At 46.6% G+C, this 13306-nt stretch carries 16 protein-coding genes; 6 read left to right on the top strand and 10 right to left on the bottom strand.

What is annotated here, in order from left to right; genetic code table 11:
- Positions 1–108: 108 nt before the first annotated feature.
- The 3 genes from C7R91_RS10385 to C7R91_RS10375 all read left to right on the top strand — a co-directional run bounded on the left by C7R91_RS10385 (position 109) and on the right by C7R91_RS10375 (position 2449).
- The gene (locus C7R91_RS10385) at positions 109–723 is read left to right on the top strand and encodes a LysE/ArgO family amino acid transporter (RefSeq protein WP_047073173.1); all 615 of its coding nucleotides are present in this window, start codon (positions 109–111) and stop codon (positions 721–723) included.
- An 82-nt stretch (positions 724–805) separates the two neighbouring features.
- Positions 806–1423, top strand: a complete 618-nt coding sequence (locus tag C7R91_RS10380; protein WP_047073175.1) for a DUF47 domain-containing protein — start codon at positions 806–808, stop codon at positions 1421–1423.
- 18 nt (positions 1424–1441) lie between these two features.
- Positions 1442–2449 carry an inorganic phosphate transporter gene (locus C7R91_RS10375; RefSeq protein ID WP_047073177.1) on the top strand — a complete coding sequence of 336 codons (1008 nt, stop codon included), beginning with the start codon at positions 1442–1444 and terminating at the stop codon, positions 2447–2449.
- A gap of 355 nt (positions 2450–2804) precedes the next feature.
- Here C7R91_RS10375 and C7R91_RS10370 read toward each other — a convergent pair whose 3' ends face one another.
- From C7R91_RS10370 to C7R91_RS10360, 3 genes are read right to left on the bottom strand one after another with little or no spacing between them, the layout of a single operon-like run.
- Positions 2805–3362: a DUF4825 domain-containing protein gene (locus C7R91_RS10370; RefSeq protein WP_047073179.1), complete on the bottom strand. Its 558-nt coding sequence runs from the start codon at positions 3360–3362 to the stop codon at positions 2805–2807.
- Entirely contained in the window at positions 3343–4032 is a 690-nt protein-coding gene (locus C7R91_RS10365; protein WP_047073180.1) for a permease prefix domain 1-containing protein, read from the bottom strand. Before C7R91_RS10365 ends, C7R91_RS10370 begins: the two co-directional genes overlap by 20 nt.
- Positions 4032–4379: a PadR family transcriptional regulator gene (locus C7R91_RS10360; RefSeq protein WP_047073182.1), complete on the bottom strand. Its 348-nt coding sequence runs from the start codon at positions 4377–4379 to the stop codon at positions 4032–4034. The genes C7R91_RS10365 and C7R91_RS10360 overlap by 1 nt, the downstream gene beginning before the upstream one ends.
- Positions 4380–4798: 419 nt before the next feature.
- Between C7R91_RS10360 and C7R91_RS10350 the strand changes: the two genes are divergently transcribed.
- Positions 4799–5188, top strand: a complete 390-nt coding sequence (locus C7R91_RS10350; protein ID WP_047073184.1) for a cupredoxin domain-containing protein — start codon at positions 4799–4801, stop codon at positions 5186–5188.
- Here the strand turns inward: C7R91_RS10350 and C7R91_RS10345 are convergent.
- From C7R91_RS10345 to C7R91_RS10335, 3 genes are all read right to left on the bottom strand, one after another.
- Positions 5178–6398 carry an MFS transporter gene (locus C7R91_RS10345; protein ID WP_047073186.1) on the bottom strand — a complete coding sequence of 407 codons (1221 nt, stop codon included), beginning with the start codon at positions 6396–6398 and terminating at the stop codon, positions 5178–5180. The genes C7R91_RS10350 and C7R91_RS10345 overlap by 11 nt on opposite strands.
- A gap of 67 nt (positions 6399–6465) precedes the next feature.
- Entirely contained in the window at positions 6466–7401 is a 936-nt protein-coding gene (locus C7R91_RS10340; protein WP_047073188.1) for a 4-hydroxy-3-methylbut-2-enyl diphosphate reductase, read from the bottom strand.
- Between the two features lie 60 nt (positions 7402–7461).
- On the bottom strand, positions 7462–8391 hold the full coding sequence (locus tag C7R91_RS10335; protein WP_047073190.1) for a ketopantoate reductase family protein: 930 nt from the start codon (positions 8389–8391) through the stop codon (positions 7462–7464).
- Positions 8392–8616: 225 nt separating this feature from the next.
- Between C7R91_RS10335 and glnA the strand changes: the two genes are divergently transcribed.
- A complete protein-coding gene (glnA, locus tag C7R91_RS10330) occupies positions 8617–10035 on the top strand; it encodes a type I glutamate--ammonia ligase (RefSeq protein WP_047073191.1) in 1419 nt (472 codons plus the stop codon).
- Positions 10036–10156: 121 nt separating this feature from the next.
- A complete protein-coding gene (locus C7R91_RS10325; RefSeq protein ID WP_047073194.1) occupies positions 10157–10864 on the top strand; it encodes a L,D-transpeptidase family protein in 708 nt (235 codons plus the stop codon).
- 392 nt (positions 10865–11256) lie between these two features.
- Here the strand turns inward: C7R91_RS10325 and C7R91_RS10315 are convergent, their stop codons facing one another.
- From C7R91_RS10315 to C7R91_RS29305, 4 genes are all read right to left on the bottom strand, one after another.
- Positions 11257–11343, bottom strand: a complete 87-nt coding sequence (locus C7R91_RS10315; RefSeq protein WP_047073198.1) for a YjcZ family sporulation protein — start codon at positions 11341–11343, stop codon at positions 11257–11259.
- Positions 11344–11701: 358 nt separating this feature from the next.
- Positions 11702–12256 carry a hypothetical protein gene (locus C7R91_RS10305; RefSeq protein WP_047073200.1) on the bottom strand — a complete coding sequence of 185 codons (555 nt, stop codon included), beginning with the start codon at positions 12254–12256 and terminating at the stop codon, positions 11702–11704.
- Between the two features lie 200 nt (positions 12257–12456).
- A complete protein-coding gene (locus C7R91_RS10300) occupies positions 12457–12951 on the bottom strand; it encodes a hypothetical protein (protein ID WP_047073202.1) in 495 nt (164 codons plus the stop codon).
- 171 nt (positions 12952–13122) lie between these two features.
- Entirely contained in the window at positions 13123–13287 is a 165-nt protein-coding gene (locus C7R91_RS29305; protein WP_162837769.1) for a hypothetical protein, read from the bottom strand.
- Between the last annotated feature and the right edge of the window lie 19 nt (positions 13288–13306).

Genomic DNA, 13306 nt, shown 5'->3' with positions numbered 1-13306 from the left:
GGTTTGGATGTAAACCAATTGGCTGGAGACAACGGATTCACAACCGTGAATAATGGCAGTAATGCAAAACGACCTTTGCATTGAGAGAGACACGGGGAGGAAACCATCATGCTGGAAGCGATTTTGCACGGCTTTGTGCTAGCTTTTGGACTTATTTTACCGCTCGGCGCACAAAATGTTTTCGTTTTTAATCAGGGGGCTCTACAGCCTACATTACTTCGCGCCATGCCCGCCGTACTGACTGCGGCACTCTGCGATACCCTGCTTATTTTATTGGCGGTATTGGGAGTCTCTTTGGTCGTATTGACAGTCACATGGCTAAAAACGATTCTATATGTCGTCGGCTTTTTCTTTTTGGTGTACATGGGATATTTAACGTGGAGTAGCCGTCCCAATACGGAGGATGGAGAAAAGGAGCGCTTTTCGGCAAAAAAACAAATCATGTTTGCTGCCTCAGTTTCTTTGTTGAACCCGCATGCGATTCTCGACACGATCGGGGTGATCGGCACCAGTTCACTCAGCTACACCGGAACAGAAAAATGGGGTTTTACGATTGCCTGCATCCTCGTATCCTGCTTCTGGTTTTTCGGCCTGTCCGTAGCTGGTCGTACGGCAGGACGATTGGACCGTTCTGGAAAATTACAGCGCGGCCTCAACATGATTTCAGCTGTGATTATGTGGGGAGTAGCTGTCTATATGGCAGCCCAGCTATTTATCTCGTAAAGAGTTCGTGAAAAAGTGCATAATCCCCACCTCCTCCACTCAAAATACTCCTATTCGGGTTTTCGAAGTGGAGGTTTGTTCAATGCTTTTTACCAAATCGGATGCACTCTTGGATGACTTGTATGAGATTGCGAAAAATGTGCATCAGACGGCGATCTATTTTAATGAATACAAAATTACTTCACTAGAGACTGTCAAAACCTTTTCTACAGAAATGAAAGAGTACGAAACAAAAGGCGACAAGCTCATCCATGAAATTATCGTGCAAATCAACAAGACATTCATTACCGCCATCGAGCGTGAGGATGTTCTGGACCTTGCCGTCAAGCTGGATGATGTGCTGGACGGGTTGGAATTTTGTGCTTCGCGGCTCTATATATACGACATCATGGAACCAGATCAAACGATGGTGCGATTCGGTCAACTCATCGAAGAAGCTACCAAGCAAATTCTTCTCGCCATCGAACTGCTCCAAAAGCAAAAGTTGTCCGCTATGAAGGAGTACATCATCCGCATTAACGATTTGGAAAGCGAAGGGGATGAATTGGTGCGGGAGAGCATCCGGCAATTATTCAAAACCTCGAGCGATCCGATTCACATTATGCAGCTCAAAGAGGTCTACGAAGTGCTCGAAGATGTCATGGATCATTGCGAGGATGTCGCGGATGCGATGGAATCCGTGATCATGGGCAACTCTTAAACAAGGAGACCTACTTTCATGCAAACGAGCCTTCCCCTTGTTATTGCCGTTATCATTTTGGCTGTTTCCTTTGATTTCATCAACGGGTTTCACGACACTGCCAATGCCATCGCAACCACCGTATCCACCAAAGCTCTCCCACCTAAAATTGCCATTGGTCTGGCAGCTATCATGAACTTTATCGGTGCCCTGACATTTACTGGAGTCGCCAAAACGATCGGTGGAGATATCGCCGATCCAGCCAAGCTGGAATTCGGTGTGCTTGTGGTCATGGCTGCTCTCTTGGCTGCGATCCTTTGGAATTTGATTACGTGGTGGTACGGTATCCCCAGCAGTTCGTCTCACGCTCTCATCGGCTCACTCGTAGGTGCAGTCCTCGCTTCCGCCGGGAGTGCGCACATTAACTGGGCCGGTTTTTTAAAAATCTTTCAAGCGCTTATTATGTCACCAGTTATCGCGCTGGTTGCCGCTTACCTCATGATGAAATTGGTTTATTTCATTTTCAGTCGGATCATGATTCCCCCTACCAAGGTCAACCGGGGATTTCGCTTCTTTCAGATTTTCACGGCGGCCCTGCAATCCTTTACCCATGGAACGAATGACGCACAGAAAGCCATGGGCATTATCGTGTTCGCGCTTGTAGCCGCTGACCTGCATGCAGATACGAGCACGATTCCTTTCTGGGTACAGTTCATTTGTGCGCTTGCGATGGGATTGGGAACCTCTGTCGGAGGCTGGAAAATCATCAAGACGGTCGGGGGCAAAATCACCAAGATTGAACCCATTAATGGGGCCACTGCCGATCTCACCTCGTCTTCGATCATTTTTACCTTTACGCAGTTAGGCTTGCCTGTTAGCTCAACCCACGTCATCTCTTCCGGGATCATGGGGGTCGGTGCAGCCAAACGGCTAAAAAGCGTCAATTGGGGCGTTGCCAAACGCATCGTGATCACCTGGTTTATTACACTGCCGATCTCTGCCCTGCTCGCTGCAGCCACCTATTTGTTGCTACATGTTTTTATCTAAATGCAAAAGGGACGAGCAACAGGCTCGCCCCTTTTTTCTATTATCCGAATGGAAACCCCAAGTAAGATTCTCCATTCTGTAAAGATATTCGCATATCGTCCAAATACTTGTGGGGCCTCACCACACGCAGCCCATGTTCATCATATTCAGTTAAGACACCTTACTCGGTGGCGGCTAATCCCTCTTCTATTTTGAGCACAAGCTTTTCACCACGGTTTACCTTAAATACGTGCTGGTTATAACCTCCAAGGAGTTTGGCTTCAGATAACTGACAACCCAAGTTGGGCAAATACCTGGCTTTTCACACTCTCTGTTGCCATCGCTCATTTCCCCTCTACCGTTTTACGGTCTTTCACTATATACTCACTATTTTCTTCATACCCTCTTCAACAAATTGGTCATCCCGCAACTTGTCCTGCACACCTGCCCGCCACTTTTCTTTCGTCAACAGCGATGCCAAATCCTCACCGAAAAGTCCTTGAATAGCAACTCGTGTGGCAACAATCGTAGTATCTGAAAAACGGTATTCGATTGTTTGCAAATTATCTACCAGCGCAAAGGCTGACACGGAGTTATACAGCATCGCTTGCTTGAACAATTTCGCCTCGACATCGGTCGTCTTGTCCTCGTAATGGATCTCAATCGTAAACTTCTCCGGACGAAGCTGAAAGGTTCTCTTGAGCTGATCCAACGGCAGATGATTGAACATAACCAGATTCGAAGTAGCGCCCATGTACTTGTTTTTGTATGGCAAAATGGATTCCAAATCGTGAGTCAGTGGGCTTTGCTGAGCCAATTGATATTGCTCTGATTGCGCTTCATTCTCCGGGATAATTACGATCTGAATGACCATGAACAGGACAACCCCGATGAGAACCAAGGCAAGAATTATTTTATTTCGCAATGATGTCACCTTCCCCTGCATCGTATTTCAGAATAAGCCGCGGAATGGCATGGAGCCACAGCGGTATGAAGATATATAGAAAAGGCAGCGCATACGCTACGGCAATGTTAGCGAATTGATACGGTCCAGTAAGATTCACTGGCGTTGAAAACCATAGATTGCTGCCAAAATAGAGCGCAGTCGTAAAAACGAGTGTCCCGACAATATAAAGCACCCAAAGCATCCAGCCCGTTTTCCGCAGAAAAAAGGCAGACCGTACATTCATACTGGTCAAATTTTGCGAGGAAGCCGGTCGGTTGATCCCTAGCAAAATCAAATAGACGATTCCGATGAGGCTGCAAATCGCAAACAGACCATAGTTCAAAAAGATACCCATGCCCCAAATTCGCAAAGGCATAGTCACAATCCAGGCAATGAGTGCGTACAGCAATCCGAGCTGCAACAGTTCTTGCATGAGTGGAAATATGTAGACTTTGCGGCGTTCTCCGATAATCGAATCAATCGAAGGGAGATTGGCCTTTGCTTTTTTCACCGCTTCATCCAGGGATAGCCCCTCTGCAACCAAGTCGGCGACCTTTGCCTCCAGATTGCTTAATACTTCCCACTTGAGCTCCTCGATTTGTTTACTCCCTCTATATTTTTGAAACAATTGATCGACATAGTGCTGTAAACTTTCCATCACACTTCCTCCCGCCTTTCGATGAGCTGGTCAATCAATTCTTTGGCGACTTTCCAGGATGCGAGCGCTTTTTCGTACGCCTCTCTCCCTGCTTCTGTCACCTGATAATATTTGCGTCTCCCCCCCTGGCTCTCATCTCCCCAATACGAAGCGATCAGCTTGTTTGACTCTAATCTTTTCAGACTGGTATACAAGGAAGGCTCTTTCAGTTCGTAACGTCCACCGCTGTTTTTGAAAATCGCTTTGATGATTTCGTATCCATAATTATCACCGTCACACAGGACACGGAGAATAATCGTATCGATATGACCCCGGATAATGTCACTGCTGATACTGCTGTCACTCATCTCATTCACCTCGCAACTATAGCATAACACATATTACTATGTGTAACAAAGTAATATGTTACAGACAGCACAAAAAAGACCGTTGCAGCACAACAATCTTTTTGCTTCCACCCTTTATTCAATAAAGCACATTTTCCCATCCACCCGTTCCGCTAATGGCAGTCGCACCTCCAAAAAGGTTTGAAAAATACGTCAATGACTGATCGACGTATTTGTAGCGCAACTCGTAAATGGATCCATCCGAAGACATGGGGCTGACCAGTGGGGTTAGTAGGCTAGCCCTACACGAGACAATCCTCATAAAAGAGAGATAGTAATTGAGTTTATCCGAATAGGAAAAAGGTGTTTATCCCCCTCACTCCGGGGACAGGATAATAGTAACTTCCCATGCTATGGTCTTCAAAGGAGTTGAAAGCAAAATGTCTCGTCACTGGTATCGGCAGCTACGTTATCCAATCATCGCTCTGGCTGTGACATTAACGCTACTTTGGACACATCATCACCATCGTCTGCCCGCTTCGTACGCTGTCGCGACGCGGACACATACCGTTACGATTTCTAGCGCTGGCTTTTTGCCCAATCAATTGACTGCACACGAAGGAGAGCGCGTCTCGTTGATGATCGTCAACACCGATACGCGCCCTCACAATCTATCCATTCGTGATCTGAATCTTACATCCACAGAATTGAAGCCGACCCAATCGACTCTCTTACAGTTTTCAGCCGCCAAACGCGGTCGGTATCATTTCGTATCAGACGCACCTGGCTATCCGGAAACAGGCTTCCAAGGCATGCTCGTCATTGACTAGCTTGCACTTCTTCGTCTGGTGAGATTTGCTTCCACCGTCCGAATTTTATCATGAGCAGAGGAATGATCCCGATCGTGGTGATGATTCCAAAAAACAAATAAATAGCTAGCACCGAAAATGAATCTTTAATCCACCCTGCTACTAAATTGCAAAACATCGAACCAAGCCCGCCTCCCACTGAAAAGAAGATGGCCAGCGCCGTCACCTGAAGGGATGCGGGCGTATTTTCGCGCACAAATTGGGCTGCCGTTGCCAAATAAAAGCCAACGGAAATCCCCTGCACAAAGAACATCGTAATCACGGCAGTGGTACTCGGAGCGGAGCTATACCAAAACCAGCGCATCGCGCAAAAAATCGCCGATAGCAAGAGCGTCAACTCCAGTCCCCACCTGCGGACAATATAACCCGCCAGCTTCATAAAAGGAGCCTCACTGCCTGCAAACAACAAGAAGGCTAGACCGATCCCAGCAATGGTCCCTCCGATATCCTGATAAAACAAGGAAAACCAAATATTATTGGCGTTTACAGAGCCCATCATGCAAAACGATGAAATCAAAAACAACGCAAATCGCGGAATTCGCGCCAAATCTCTTATCCCCGCAAGCATACTGACACGAAACCGCGAAGCCTCTGTCACTTCTTCCGAAACCTTCTGAAGAAACAGAATGGCAATCAGAAACGCCGAGCAAAACGAGTAAAAAAGAACATGTGGCCCCCACTGCTCAACGAGAAGACCGGTGATGAACGCCGCTAGCGCAAAGCCAATTGCTCCCCACAAGCGAATGTCGCCGAACTGAATGCCATGTCCCTTGGCATAACCGAGAGCTAAGCTATCTGAGATGGGAACGACGGCACTTTGAAAAAACGACAACAGGATGTAGAGCAAGAAGACGTAGACAAAGGTGGAGACACCCGTAAAGAGAAGTCCCACCAGCCCGGTGATGGTCAATGTCAGAATCAGCACAGTTTTGCGAATTTGATAGCGATCACAGATCATACCCCACATCGGCTGTGCCACAATGGAAACGATCGGCGCAACTGCACTGATGAGACCAATTTGGGTCCCGGTTAGATGGATGGATTCGTAGTATTGCGTAATGAGCGGAGCAAAAGCGCCAAGCCCGTAGTAAATAAAAAGATAAAGGGCGCAAAGACTAACGTATCTGCCTTTTGCGCCCCCCAGCCCGAAAGCGGAAAGTGATTCTGGCATATAACTCTCCTATTTTGAGGTTAGTTAACCGTGTAAGAAAACATAACACAGAGCATGCCTACATGATTTATTTTACCGTTGGCAATATTTTCGCCATGTTGACGGTCCGTTTTTTCTCCCATGTAGTCGGGTTGAACTCATCGAACTGCTCCAAGAAGGTGATGACTTCCTTCGTCAATGGAGTCGGCGTCGAAGCGCCAGAAGTAACCGCCACATTTTTCTTTCCACGCAGCCATTCAATGTCCAGCTCAGACAAATCAGCGATTCGATACGACGGAACATTCGCGATTTCTTCCGAGACCTGTGCCAAACGATTGGAGTTGTTGCTGCGCGGATCGCCTACGACGATGCACAAATCTGCTTCTCCTACTTGCTCCGCTACAGCTTCCTGACGAACCTGCGTAGCGAGACAAATTTCATTATGAACTTCCACGCCAGGAAAACGCTTAAGAATGGCGTCCATCAGATGTTTGACATCCCATTGGCTCATCGTCGTCTGGTTGGTAACGATCAGCTTGTCTGTTGGCAGCTCCAGCGCGTCCAGCTCTTCCAGCTTTTGAACCAGATGTACGTGATCCGGCGCGATCCCCATAGCGCCCTCTGGCTCTGGATGTCCTTTTTTCCCGATGTAGAGCACATGATAGCCTTCTGCTACTTTTTCGCGGATCAAATCATGTGTCTTCGTTACATCCGGGCAAGTCGCGTCGACGACGGTCAAACCTTTATCACGTGCTTTCTTGCGGACCTCAGGAGACACGCCATGGGCAGTGAAGATTACCGTTCCCTCATGAACCTGATCCAAGAGAGCCAGCCGATCTTCTCCATCCAATGTTTTTATCCCTTGTTTTTCAAACGCCTCGACGACGTGAGCATTGTGTACGATCATGCCCAAAATATGAATCGGGCGGGGCAAGTCAAAGTTTTGCGCTGTTCGCAGTGCCAATACCATGGCATCTACCACACCGTAACAATATCCACGGGGTGAAATCTTGATGACTTCCATCTTTACCCCTCCTACTTTTTATAATGCGTGAGCGAAAGACATTTCACCCAGTATTATACCTTATTTGTCTCCTGCACGCTTCTGTTCGTAAACCTTCAGATTATTGTAGACAACTTTTAAAAGTGGTGTGGACAAGCCTTTTTGTTCTGCTCGCTCCAAGAGATAGCCTTGAAGATGATCTGCCTCCACCGGAAGACCTTTTCCCATATCACGCAGCATGGACGATTTCGTTTGGGGACGCTGATTTTGGAAAGTCTCCATCTGTTTGTCGACGATATCCGGCTTGATTGGTGCCTCCAAAGCGTTCATGACAGAAGCGATTTCGTCTGCGAGCTGACGCGTCAGCTCTACACCCCAAGCCGAATCCCGGATTGGTCCAACCGCGGAATTCATCAATGTAGTAATACCGGAGAACGTCGCAATAAACAAGTATTTGTGCCAGGCTTCCCGTTGAATATTTGCGCTTGCACGCATCGTTCCGTTGATCTTGGAAAAGGCTTGCTCAATTCGATCTACACGCTCACTTTTGCCGCCTTCCCACTCACCGAAAACCGCATCGTGAATAGGACTTGTCTGCACCACATCCCCATCAGCATTCAGCGTCGTCTCAATGAAACAAAGACCCCCGAGCACGCGCTCCCGACCAAAACGATCCCACAGCAGCTCCATATGCGCGATTCCGTTCAACAGCGGAATGACGACCGTATCCTCGCCTACATAGGGAGCAATGGCATCGACGCTATCTTCCAGCGTGTAAGCTTTGTTGGACAATAGCACAACATCAAATGGACCTGCTTCCTCACCCGCTTGGATCAGTTGCGGCTGCTCCAGAAGCAAATCCCCATGAATGCTCTGAATGCGCAAGCCTCGCTCTTGCAGCTGTTTGTATCTACGTTCGCGTACAAGAAATGTTACATCTATCCCCGATTCAACCAGCCTACCACCAAAATAACCGCCAATGCCCCCCGCTCCCAGTACGAGAACCTTCATTTGTATCGCCTCCGCGTTTATAAGTCATGGTTTGTCTACATTTTATTAAAAAGTAACCATTTTCTAAACCCCACAATATAATGTTAGAAAACCTTACAACAAACGTAAGAAAACCTCTTGACGAACAATGAGAATTGTCGATATAATTCGGAATATGGAAATCACGGAAAAACCGAACGTTGATAGTGAATCTTTAACTTTAATTCGTGAATGGAGTGAATCATCTTGGATATGAAAACAGTCTTGTCCACAATTGACACAGAAAAAGTGGAATATGTAGATTTTCGCATCGTTGACCTGCTCGGCCGCCAACACCATGTCACCGTTCCTGCCTACGCGGTGGATGAAGGAACATTCCGCAATGGTGTCGCATTTGATGGCTCTAGTCTAACCGGCTATAAGTCCATTGAGGAAAGCGACATGGTAGCGATGCCCGATCCGGCAACCGCCTTCATCGATCCTTTCGTAGAAGCCAAAACCATGAATATCATCTGCAACATCGTCAATCCAGACAACACCGTCTACACACGCGATCCTCGCGGCATTGCTCTCAAGGCTGAAGCCTATCTGCAACAATCCGGCCTCGCTACTGCTGCTTACTTTGGCCCAGAATCCGAATTCTTCCTCTTTGACAACGTACGCTATGCGTCTGGTCCGTCCGGCTCCTTCTTCCACATCGATTCAGAAGAAGCTTTCTGGAACACAGGTAAAGAAGGACAAAACCTCGGCTACAAAGTACGCAACAAAGGCGGATACTTCCCTGTTCAACCAACCGACTCCCAAATGGATATCCGCAATGAAATGTGCACATTGATGACAAAATGCGGCTTGTATGTCGAGCGTCATCACCATGAGGTGGCAACAGCGGGTCAAGGTGAGATTAATTTCCGCTTTGATACACTGACTCGTACAGCAGACAATCTATTGCTATTCAAATACATCGTGCGCAACGTAGCTGCAAAACACGGCAAAACAGCTACTTTCATGCCAAAACCAATCGTTGGTGACAACGGATCTGGCATGCACGTTCACCAAAGTTTGTTTAACGGCGATACCCCCTTGTTTTATGAGCAAGGCGGCTACGCAAACCTAAGTGAGACTGCGCTGCACTACATTGGTGGTATTTTGCACCACGCCCCTGCGCTGATCGCCCTGACGAACCCGAGCACCAACTCGTTCAAGCGTCTGGTTCCGGGCTACGAAGCACCAGTGAATCTGGTCTTCTCCAAAGGAAATCGTTCTGCTGCCGTTCGGATTCCGATTGCTGCCGTTACGCCAAAAGCGTCCCGCATTGAGTTCCGCACACCGGACTCTACTGCTAACCCTTACTTGGCATTTGCCGCTATGCTGATGGCCGGCCTCGATGGAATCAAGCGCAAGCTCGACCCGCGTGAACTCGGCTTTGGGCCAATGGACAAAAACATCTACGACTTGTCCGATGCGGAAAAACACGAGATCAAGAGCGCTCCCGCCTCTCTCGCAGAAGCACTTGTCGCCCTGGAACAAGACCATGATTTCTTGCTCGAAGGGAATGTCTTCACAAAAGAAGTAATTGAAGGCTGGATTGCACAAAAACGCGGTGAGATTGAGCAAGTAGAGCGGACAGTGAATCCGAAAGAATATGAGTTGTATTACGACCTATAAGCAAAGAAACAGCCCTTCTCTGATGAGGAGGGCTTTCACTTGCTCCCGAATAAAATGCTGTTTCCATTCACAAATTAAAGTTGTACTGCGAAAAAAACAGATGATCGGATGAACATGGACAATGGTGAATCGAACGATAACTCGCTTGCTCATTTGTTTTTCTGCAATTCTTCTCCTAACCATAAGCTTTCCTATCGAAATCGGCCAAAAAATCGTTTACGCCGAGCATTCGTTACCAATCATAAGCGACCAAGGATTTATTACAATTGAGGTTTATCCCAGAAAACACAAGTTAATCGTCAAAAAGCATGGAAAAACAGTAAAAACTTATCCGGTTGCAGTTGGCAATCCTTCTACACCTACACCAGTTGGAGAATACAAAGTCACATCCAAAGGAAAAGATTGGGGACCCTCATTCGGGCCACGATGGTTAGGTTTAAACGTCCCTTGGGGAATTTATGGCATCCACGGCACAAACAAGCCACACTCCATCGGACAGCATATGAGCCATGGTTGTATCCGCATGCGAAACAACGACGTCATCGAACTGTTCAAGATGATTCCACTCGGAACAAAAGTAACGATTCATGGTCATGTATTGGGGGACCTGAGCCACGATCCTAGAGATTTAGCCGAGGGCGACGTAGGCGGAGATGTACAGCTCATTCAATCTCGATTGAAAAGCGCTGGTTATTATCATGGAAACTGCGATGGCAAGTTTCGATCCTCGACAACTGCAGCTCTAAAGAAATTTCAACGGGCTCGAAAATTAATACCAAACGGTGTCGTATCCAGCAGGGTTTACCAAGAGCTGGGATTATTAGAATAACTCTCGACAAGATTCGCGATCCACTACATAAACCTTTTAAACATACTTCCAATCCCATTTGTTCCTTGGAACGTTCTGAAGACCTCGTTTGCTATGCGTACACCATTTAAAATGGTATCCATATCCAGGTTTAGATTGGAAACCCTTGGCGGTCGAGACACTTTTCTCGTCCTTCGGCTTGTTTTTGCCCACTCTTGATAATACTGTCCAAGGGATTCAGGATTTTTTTGCAGCTTTCTGACCGAAACCTTATTTGACTTGAGCCAGTCAGAGAACTCAGGGCTAAAACCATGGATTTTTCTAGCCACTTTTTACTCTCACCTCCATTCATAAATGAATAATGCAAAGGGATTGTATGTCCCTTTGCATTACTCTTTTGCTAAACCCATTTCTTAATCCCAAGCACATCCGACAATGACAAGCAAAACGAACAGGACCAGGATCAGAGCAAAGTCATCAAAGTCATTAAAGAAACCCATTCTGCCTCCTCCTTTCCCTAGACACAGTACTGTATGCGCTTTTCTCATGATTTGCCTGTACCCTCACCTAATAGCGAAAAGGGCGCAAGCATTTGCCTGCGCCCTTTTTCGCTATTGCAATCCGATTTGCGATTTCACTTGCAGAACCCCGCCTCGGAAAGAAAAATTCGCATTTGCCCCAATCGTCTCTTCTCCCTCATACATGAGGACGATCGTGTGTCCCCTACCATAATCCAAAATATGACTGCCAACAAGAATAACAACCTGACAATTCTCGACAAAGACGAATGATAATCCAAGACTTTTCGGGCATAAGAATGCAAAAAGAGCCTCATACAAGGCTCCCTTTGCGTTTCCACTACTCTTTTACATAAAACTGATACATCCCGGTTTCTTCATCAGTTGCTTTTGCAATTCGAAAAGCTGCTTCCACGCTTTTCTTGTTTTGAATTACCTCGTAGAAAAAGCGCAGTGCGAACATCAGCGCAGAACTTCCGTCCGGGTAATCATCAGGCCCGATATACGTATGGCAACCACTGTCCAGAAAGGCCTTCGCTAATTCGGGATCACCAAGCGAGCATCCGTTACCTAACACGATTTTTCCATCCAGCTTGGCAAAACGTCTAACCTCGTCAGGACCAAAATCACCCTTTGGCTCTCCTTCCTCGTAAACGTTCTCGCCCAGCTCTGGCATGATAAGGCTACCCTCATCTCCATGGAAATTCAGAACAATCATGTCGGTATTTGGGTAAAGGTCGGTGCCATTCAATACATCAATCAAATCGCTCGGTCGACCAATCCAGTACGTAAAGACTCGAGCTCCAAAATACTCAAGTGTGTTTCGGATTGCTTGGGTATCCAGATCCGTATCCGGACCGACTACTAGGGCAACATTCATTCCAGGTTTACTCATCGTGATATTCCTCCATTTGGTTGTCAGTGGTTTTTGTTTGTAGGTAAACAAAACCATTTACATGGAGGGGGTCGGGCCAACTGGTGAATGGCAAGACGTTACTTCTTGATCATCAAGTGGGAAAACTCCTCTTCAATTGGAATATTTCATAAATTTGCAGTAGTATATCACCCAATACTTGGCATGTAAAGTTTCGCTAATTACGCAAACCCTTTTTTGATTTTGGACTTTATGTCACGATACAGCTCTCCGTATGTAATCGCATGCTCGATATGCGAATAGGAAAGCACGGAATCTCCATCCTTGCTCTCGCAGCACGCAAAGAACAGGCTTTCCATCAGATTGTGATTTTCGATGGAATTGGTAATATGGACGCAATCCTCAATCGAATCATGAGCGTCATGCTTGTAAAAAAGAAACGTCCCTTCTTTGAACGCCCCTTTTTTGTTGGCGTCTTTCCAGATGAGCATGCCCAAGGTAATAAAATACCCTTCCTGGAAGCGGATGACGCCTGTAATGACAGAATTAATCGTGGTCGGAATAATCGCAATCGAGTCATTGAGCTGATTGACGTATTTATACAACGCATTATTGGATTCTCGAAGATCAGCTATTGGTACATGAAGAAGCTGCTTGTCTCTTAACTTTTCTACGAGTTGCTGAACGCATAGCGTTTTATTCAACGTTGAAATCACAACCTCATCACTTCTCCCATTGTAAGTAAGTGCCTTCTTTACGTTATTCGTGATGAATGGACATATCCCTACAAAATCCGCACAAATCTTCTTACCTTTTCATCGAGAATCATTCCATGAAAAAAAGCCCTTCACGCCTTTATATGGACAGAAGGGCTTTTTGGCGCAAATTTACGCCTTTCCTTTTAGGTAATCATCCTTTATCTTCTTTTCCTGTTCAGCGGTAGTCATCTCTTTTTCCAATACTTGATACATCAGTTCATCCTTTACATCACGAGAGATTCCTTTTTCCTGATGATTCGGGACAGATGAACTCGAGACAGAGTCATGTTGCATACGCGTACCTCCATGGCTT

It is taken from the genome of Brevibacillus formosus (genome assembly GCF_003013405.1).
Lineage (GTDB): Bacteria > Bacillota > Bacilli > Brevibacillales > Brevibacillaceae > Brevibacillus > Brevibacillus formosus.
The sequence above is the reverse complement of the archived record's forward strand: the minus strand, read 5'-3'. Positions and strand labels throughout refer to the sequence as shown.

What these genes read in the sequence shown, in the direction of transcription:
- C7R91_RS10360 (WP_047073182.1), bottom strand. Translation starts at nt 4,379, where the DNA reads ATGAGTGACAGCAGTATCAGCAGTGACATTATCCGGGGTCATATCGAT.
- C7R91_RS10365 (WP_047073180.1), bottom strand. Translation starts at nt 4,032, where the DNA reads ATGGAAAGTTTACAGCACTATGTCGATCAATTGTTTCAAAAATATAGA.
- C7R91_RS10335 (WP_047073190.1), bottom strand. Translation starts at nt 8,391, where the DNA reads ATGAAGGTTCTCGTACTGGGAGCGGGGGGCATTGGCGGTTATTTTGGT.
- C7R91_RS10375 (WP_047073177.1), top strand. Translation starts at nt 1,442, where the DNA reads ATGCAAACGAGCCTTCCCCTTGTTATTGCCGTTATCATTTTGGCTGTT.
- C7R91_RS10315 (WP_047073198.1), bottom strand. Translation starts at nt 11,343, where the DNA reads ATGGGTTTCTTTAATGACTTTGATGACTTTGCTCTGATCCTGGTCCTG.
- C7R91_RS10385 (WP_047073173.1), top strand. Translation starts at nt 109, where the DNA reads ATGCTGGAAGCGATTTTGCACGGCTTTGTGCTAGCTTTTGGACTTATT.
- C7R91_RS10340 (WP_047073188.1), bottom strand. Translation starts at nt 7,401, where the DNA reads ATGGAAGTCATCAAGATTTCACCCCGTGGATATTGTTACGGTGTGGTA.
- C7R91_RS10380 (WP_047073175.1), top strand. Translation starts at nt 806, where the DNA reads ATGCTTTTTACCAAATCGGATGCACTCTTGGATGACTTGTATGAGATT.
- C7R91_RS10350 (WP_047073184.1), top strand. Translation starts at nt 4,799, where the DNA reads ATGTCTCGTCACTGGTATCGGCAGCTACGTTATCCAATCATCGCTCTG.
- C7R91_RS10305 (WP_047073200.1), bottom strand. Translation starts at nt 12,256, where the DNA reads ATGAGTAAACCTGGAATGAATGTTGCCCTAGTAGTCGGTCCGGATACG.
- C7R91_RS29305 (WP_162837769.1), bottom strand. Translation starts at nt 13,287, where the DNA reads ATGCAACATGACTCTGTCTCGAGTTCATCTGTCCCGAATCATCAGGAA.
- C7R91_RS10325 (WP_047073194.1), top strand. Translation starts at nt 10,157, where the DNA reads ATGGTGAATCGAACGATAACTCGCTTGCTCATTTGTTTTTCTGCAATT.
- C7R91_RS10345 (WP_047073186.1), bottom strand. Translation starts at nt 6,398, where the DNA reads ATGCCAGAATCACTTTCCGCTTTCGGGCTGGGGGGCGCAAAAGGCAGA.